Origin of the sequence: uncultured Enorma sp., assembly GCA_905210055.1 — a bacterium.
Classification (GTDB): domain Bacteria; phylum Actinomycetota; class Coriobacteriia; order Coriobacteriales; family Coriobacteriaceae; genus Enorma.
In genome coordinates this window covers 1-6,583 of record CAJLVH010000112.1, presented here as the reverse complement: position 1 = coordinate 6,583, position 6,583 = coordinate 1, and the positions used below count along the sequence as shown (strand labels likewise).

At 61.7% G+C, this 6,583-nt stretch carries 5 protein-coding genes and 1 pseudogene; 3 read left to right on the top strand and 3 right to left on the bottom strand.

The window, feature by feature from the left end; all coding sequences use genetic code 11:
* The 3 genes and pseudogenes from QZ079_RS07295 to arcA all read right to left on the bottom strand — a co-directional run.
* Positions 1–479 (bottom strand): annotated as a pseudogene (locus tag QZ079_RS07295) (YfcC family protein); the annotation flags it as partial.
* 142 nt (positions 480–621) lie between these two features.
* Positions 622–1,617: an ornithine carbamoyltransferase gene (argF, locus tag QZ079_RS07290; RefSeq protein ID WP_291289364.1), complete on the bottom strand. Its 996-nt coding sequence runs from the start codon at positions 1,615–1,617 to the stop codon at positions 622–624.
* Between the two features lie 122 nt (positions 1,618–1,739).
* The gene (gene arcA / locus QZ079_RS07285) at positions 1,740–2,981 is read right to left on the bottom strand and encodes an arginine deiminase (RefSeq protein WP_291289363.1); all 1,242 of its coding nucleotides are present in this window, start codon (positions 2,979–2,981) and stop codon (positions 1,740–1,742) included.
* 756 nt (positions 2,982–3,737) lie between these two features.
* Between arcA and ppk1 the strand changes: the two genes are divergently transcribed.
* The 3 genes from ppk1 to QZ079_RS07270 all read left to right on the top strand — a co-directional run.
* The gene (gene ppk1, locus QZ079_RS07280) at positions 3,738–5,912 is read left to right on the top strand and encodes a polyphosphate kinase 1 (RefSeq protein WP_297037060.1); all 2,175 of its coding nucleotides are present in this window, start codon (positions 3,738–3,740) and stop codon (positions 5,910–5,912) included.
* Positions 5,913–5,946: 34 nt separating this feature from the next.
* Positions 5,947–6,207 (top strand): hypothetical protein, encoded by a 261-nt coding sequence (locus QZ079_RS07275; RefSeq protein WP_297037057.1) that lies wholly within the window; start codon positions 5,947–5,949, stop codon positions 6,205–6,207.
* Positions 6,208–6,362: 155 nt separating this feature from the next.
* A partial coding sequence (locus tag QZ079_RS07270; protein WP_366926440.1) for a TRAM domain-containing protein occupies positions 6,363–6,583 on the top strand: 221 nt, incomplete at its 3' end.

The window sequence follows — 6,583 nt, the reverse complement described above, 5'->3', positions numbered from 1 at the left end:
TTCACCGTGGAGCCCAGGCAGCCGCAGCCAGCGCCCAGAAGGACGGTGGCGGCACCGACCATCGGGTCGAAGCCAGCGGCCATCATGGTGGCGGCGAGCAGCGCGTAGAACGGCACCGTCTCCTCGCACATGCCATACGTGGTGCCACCGAGCGCGAAGATGGCCATGAGCACGGGGATGATGACGAGTTCGTTGCCCTTGAGCTTCTTCACGAGCACGGCGATACCGTTATCGAGGGCACCGGTCTTGGTCATCATGCCCAAGAAGCCGCCCAGGATGAACACGAAGAGGCAGACGGGCAGGGCGTCGGCGAAGCCCTTGACGGGTGCGGTGAAGAAGTCGCTGAACTTCGCGGCGGTGACCTCACCAGGCGCGACGCCCGCGACGATGACGGTCACGATGGCAACGATTGCGAGCAGGAGAAGAAGAATGGTGAACGAAGAAGGCATCGAAAACTTTTTCTTATCAGCCTCAGCCATTGTTCTTTCCCCCCTTTCTTGACGAGATGTGTCTAACGACGTAGCGGAACGGCTCCCCCCGATCCGTGCTGTAAGGAGCACCGTCCATACCGGCGCCGCCCGTCCCGAGTCAAGTTAGCGGGCGGCGCCGAGCAAATGAATCCTACTTCAGGGTCGCGTACATGACGGCCTTGATGGTGTGCATGCGGTTCTCGGCCTCATCGAAGACCTTGGACTGCGGCCCCTCGAAGACCTCGTCCTCGACTTCCATCTCGGTGACGCCGAACTTCGCCGCGATCTCGGCACCGGTGGTGGTGTTCGTATCGTGGAAGCTGGGCAGGCAGTGCAGGAAGATGGCGGACGGATCGGCCAGGGCCATGAGCTCCTTGGTGACGCGGTAGGGCTCGAGCTGCTTGATGCGCTCGGTCCAGACCTCATCGGGCTCGCCCATGGAGACCCACACGTCGGTGTAGATGACGTGGGCACCCGTGCAGGCGGCCTGGGCATCGGTGGTGAGGGTGATGGTGCAGCCGTTAGCCTCGGCGATGGGCTTGCAAGCCTCGATGACGTCGTCGGCGGGCATGCACTCCTCAGGACCGCAGGCCACGAAGTTCATGCCGAGCTTCGCGCACACGACCATGAGGGAGCGAGCGACGTTGTTCTTAGCATCGCCCATGAACACGAGGGTCTTGCCCTTGATGTCGTAGTTGAAGTTCTCCTGGACGGTCAGGATGTCGGCGAGCATCTGGGTGGGATGCCACATATCCGTGAGGCCGTTCCACACCGGCACGCCGGACTTGGCAGCGAGCTCCTCGACGTCGGACTGGGCGAAGCCACGGAACTCGATGCCGTCGTACATGCGGCCGAGCACGCGGGCGGTGTCCTCGATGGACTCCTTCTTGCCCATCTGCGAGCTGCCGGGATCGAGGTAGGTCACGCCCATGCCGAGATCCATGGCGCCGACCTCGAAGGCGCAGCGGGTGCGCGTAGAGGTCTTCTGGAAGAGGAGCACGATGTTCTTGCCCTCGAGGTAGCGGTGCGGGGTGCCCGTGCGCTTCAGATCCTTGAAGTTCTTGGAGAGCTTGAGCATGTACTCGATCTCCTCGGTGGAGAAGTCGAGCAGACGCAGGAAGCTGCGACCGGAAAGGTTAACGCCCATGTTTGATTCCTTTCGATAGAATCCGTGCAATCCGATAAGCGCTCTAACCGCTTATCGAGCGTCGATGACGCCCTACCTAGGGCGGCGCCCCCAGACGGGAGCGCCGCCACACGTACCTGAGTTTAGAGATCCTCGCGCCAGAACGGCATGCTCATGCAGCGCGGGCCGCCACGGCCGCGGGAGAGCTCGGCCGAAGGCACGACCAAGAGCTCCATGCCCTCCTTGTAGAGAACGTCGTTCGTGACGTTGTTGCGCTGGTACACGCAGATCTTGCCGGGGGCGACGGCGAGGGTGTTCGAACCGTCGTTCCACTGCTCGCGCGCAGCCGCGATCGGGTCGCCGCCACCGCAGGGGATGAGCTTCACCGCGTCGATGCCGAGCGCCTTGGCAAGGATGTGCTCGAGGGTGTCGTTCATCTCCTCGATCTCGACCTCGCCGGCGTTCTTGCCCGGGGTGAGCTTGAACACCTGGAGCGTGCCCATGATGGCGGGATGAATGGTGAACTTGTCGACGTCGATCTGCGTGAACACGGTGTCGAGGTGCATGAAGGCACGGGAGACGGGGATGTTGAACGCGAGGATCGTGTCGATCTTGGAATCGGAGTTCCAGAACATATTCTGCGCCATGACGTCGATGGCGGCAGCCTGGGTGCGCTGCGAGATGCCCACGGCGATGGTGTGCTCGTTGATGTTGAGCACGTCGCCACCCTCGGTATGGAAGGAGGCGTCGCGACGGAAGTACAGCGAGACATCCTTGTAATCCGGGTGATACTTGAAGACGTACTTACCGTAGAGGGTCTCGCGGTTACGGGTGACCGAGAACATGCGGTTCAGGTTCACGCCGTTGCCCACGACCGCGAACGGGTCGCGCGTGAAGTAGAGGTTCGGCATCGGGTCGACGAGCAGGTCGCTGTCGGTCTCGACGTTCACCAGCGAGTCGAGCGTCACCGAGCTGGTGTGCGGCATCTCGACCTCGGCCTTGGTGATGCCGGCCATGGTCTTCTTCACGTACTCGAGGTTGTCGGTGATGGAGTCGAGGAGCTCCTTGACGGCCTGCGGGGCCATCTTGCCCTTGATGCCGGCCTCAGCGAGCCACTGCTCCTGGAACTCGGCACGAGCCTCGGGCACGGCGTCGAACGCCTCGGCCACGAGCTTCTCGAGGTACAGGACTTCGACACCCTGCTCGCGCAGGATCTCGGCGAAGCGATCGTGCTCCTGCTGAGCGACCTCGAGGAACGGAACGTCGTCGAAGAGAAGACGCTCGAGTTCATCCGGCGGCAGGTTGAGGAGCTCATCGCCCGGGCGATGCAGGCAGACCTTCTTAAGCTGCCCAATCTCGCTCGTTACGTGCAAGCCTTTCGTCATGTCCTCCTACCTTTCTGTACTTGGTCGCTGCTATGCGTGCACGCGACCCCTTACCACACACAAACGGGGTGCATCTCGCACCTCGGTTATAGTTATATCCAATTTTCGAGTTTGTGCAATCGGGTTCCGCCAACGGTATAAAAGGACTGGGGAACGGTATATTGAGAAACAAATTACAGCAGCTACTTTTCTGCGATAAAGTGATTTACGTGCGAGGATATATGATAATGCGCCGAACCTATTTTTATGCTATTGGATAAACTTCTTTTATTTTTGAATATTGTTACCACCACGATGAATTCTTTGAGTCATCCTATGTTGTCCTATTATTGAGCGCTTTTATACGAGTTTGAACTCGTTTTATCCAGTTTTTCGACCGTTCACAGGGCATTTGAGGCCGTTCGCCCCGCACGAAGACCCGCGTGGCGCGACCCCAAGCCCCGCACGCCCGCCCGCAGACCGCAGCCCTTGATACACCAAGGCGCATTTTTCCGCGTCAATATCTCACAGGTGACGGTGGGTGAAACGTGGCGTCCGGTGCACCTCGTTGCGCCAGCCATCATTCCGCGCCAAGCTCCATCGCGGCGTATGGCAGCCGGGCACAACACCCCCGCTTTCCTTCTCGCCAACGTAAGCAGTTGATAAAGGTTTCGACATGCCGACGGCATGCGATGCCCATACGTATAATGTGGATAGATGCAAAGCTAACCCCGGCGCGCCCGCCATGTGGCGCGCTGAACGTCGTTTGGAGCATCCATGGCAGCCAAGAAGGACAAGAAGGGCAAGGGTTCTCGCAAGGAGCGCGCATCCGTCGAGGTCATCGACAAGAACGAGCGCTTCGACTTCTCTTTCACCCAAAACCGCGAACTCAGCTGGCTGCGCTTCGACGCGCGCGTGCTCGACGAGGCCTACGACGCGTCTACCCCGCTCTTCGAGCGCCTGAACTTCGCCGCGATCTTTCAGTCCAACTTGGATGAGTTCTTCATGATCCGCGTAGGCGGCCTCTCGGACCTCGCCACACTCAAGCACCAACCCAAGGACAACAAGAGCAACCTCACGCCCGCCGAGCAAATCGACCTCGTCTTCTCTACCCTGCCGCCGCTCGTGAAGCGCCAGAACGACATCGTAGCCTACATCGAGGGGGAGCTCGAGCGGCGCGATGTGGTGCGTATGCGCGCAGATGACCTCGTGGGCGACGACCGCACATTCGTGGAGCGCTATTTCCAGGCGTACGTCTCCCCCGTCATCTCGCCGCTCGTGATCGATCCGCGCCACCCGTTCCCCAACCTCCGTAACGGCGCCCTCTACCTCGTATGCTCGCTCGAAAGTCCAGATGAGGAAAACCTCATGGGCTTGGTCGAGGTTCCGCAGTCCATGAACCGCGTGGTCGCCATGCCGCAGGCAGACGGCTATCGCTACATCCTGCTCGAGGACGTCATCCTTGCCTGTCTGAACAGCTGCTTCGGGTCGTATGTCCCCGGCGACCGAGCGGTGGTGCGCGTCACCCGCAACGCCGATATCGACCCCGACGGCGAGGGCGTCGAGGAGGACGAGGACTACCGCCAGCACATGAAGAAGATCCTGAAGAAGCGCCTGCGCCTGCAGCCAGTCGCCCTCCAGGTGCAAGGCTCGCTCAAGCCCTCCACGCTCAAGAGCATCCGCAAAGCGCTCGGCCTCTCCGCGCGCTCGGTGCTCTCCTATGCCACCCCGCTCGACCTCTCCTACATCTACAGCATTGAGAGCCACCTGCCCGAGCGCTACCGCACTGAGCTCCTCTTCCAACCCTTCAAGCCGCAGCCGAGCCCCATGTTCGACATGGACCGCCCCATACGCGAGCAAATCATCGAGGGCGACAAGCTGCTGTTCTATCCGTATGAATCCATGAGCCCGCTTCTGGACCTCATGCACCAGGCAGCGTTCGACGATTCGTGCATCTCCATGAAGATCACGCTCTACCGCGTGGCCAAGCAGAGCCGCCTGTGCGAATCCCTCATCGACGCGGCGGAGAACGGCAAGGAAGTCACCGTGCTCATGGAGCTCCGCGCGCGCTTCGACGAGCAGAACAACATCGAATGGGCAGAGCGTCTGGAAGAGGCGGGTTGCACCGTCATCTACGGCTCTGAAGGCTTCAAGTGCCATTCGAAGATCTGCCAGATCACCTACCGCGAAGGCATGGCGCTCACGCGCATCACGCTGCTCGGCACCGGCAACTTCAATGAGAAGACGGCGAAGCTGTACTCGGACTTCATGCTCATGACGGCACATCCCGGTATCGGCGAGGACGCGAACGCGTTCTTCCGCAACCTCTCGCTGGGAAACCTCTCCGGCGACTACCGCTACCTGGGCGTCGCGCCCGCCGGTTTGAAGCCGCTCATGATGAACGGCCTGAACCGCGAGATCGACCGCGCCCGTGCCGGCATGCCCGCGCGCGTGTTCTTCAAAATGAACTCGCTCACGGACCGCGAAGTCATCGACAAGATCGCCGAGGCGAGCCAGGCCGGCGTGGATGTGCAGATGATCATTCGCGGCATCTCCTGTCTGCTGCCGAACGTCGCCGGCAAGACCGAGAACGTACACATCCGCTCGATCGTTGGCCGCTTCTTGGAGCACGCGCGCGTATACGCCTTCGGCGTGGACTCCGATATCGTCTACCTTTCCAGCGCGGACATGATGACGCGCAACACCGAGCACCGCGTGGAGATCGCCTACCCCGTGCTCGACGCGACCTGCCGGAACATGGTACAGGACTACATGCGTGCGCAGCTCTCCGACAACGTGAAGGCGCGCGAGCTTTCCGCTGAGGGCACCTGGCAGGAGGTCGAGCGCGCCGAGGGCGAGGCGCCGTTCGACTCGCAGGCGTACCTGCTCAAGCGCGCCTATGTGCGGGCAGGCGCGGAGACGGGCACGGCGGTAGCCCGCAGCCAAGCCTGAACCCGAAGCGATGCCCGATCTCGAGGTGGCACCCGTGCCCGAAGAACCCCGCCCAGCGACCGCCGTCCACGCGACGCTCATCGAGCCCGAGGATGAGCAGGCGGGATCTTCGGCCGCGCCCGATGCTGAAGCCGCAAAGCGCCGTCGCACGTCGTCGAAGGCGCAGCGCAAGGCCAGCAAGGCGCTTGCCCGCCGCCAGCCGGGACGCGTGCGCGCGGGCCTTTCGCTCATCGGCCTGGGACTCAAAACGCTCCTTGCCGGAACCCCCGAAGAACGCGCGAACCGCCGCCCCTGACATTGGGGACAGTCCCCAATGTCATGACATACGGGACAGGCGTTCCGCGCCAAACGACCCTAGGGCTTTTTGACGAGAGCTTGCGCGCACTTTGCGGGTAAACTGGACGATGCGACAAAGCTACCTGACAACGTTGTCACATCGAAGGGCCACATATGAAACTCACCATCGAACGCATGGCGTACGGGCCGGACGCCGTCGCGCGCACGCCAGAGGGCAAGACCGTCTTCGTGCGAGGCGGCGTTGCAGGCGATGTTGTTGAAGCGGCCATAGATTCCGAGGAGAAGTCGCTCATCCACGCCCATGTCGAGCGCGTGCTCGAGCCCTCGCCGGATCGCGTCGAGCCGCCCTGTCCCTTCGTGGGCATCTGCGGCGG

What these genes read in the sequence shown, in the direction of transcription:
- argF (WP_291289364.1), bottom strand. Translation starts at nt 1,617, where the DNA reads ATGGGCGTTAACCTTTCCGGTCGCAGCTTCCTGCGTCTGCTCGACTTC.
- arcA (WP_291289363.1), bottom strand. Translation starts at nt 2,981, where the DNA reads ATGACGAAAGGCTTGCACGTAACGAGCGAGATTGGGCAGCTTAAGAAG.
- ppk1 (WP_297037060.1), top strand. Translation starts at nt 3,738, where the DNA reads ATGGCAGCCAAGAAGGACAAGAAGGGCAAGGGTTCTCGCAAGGAGCGC.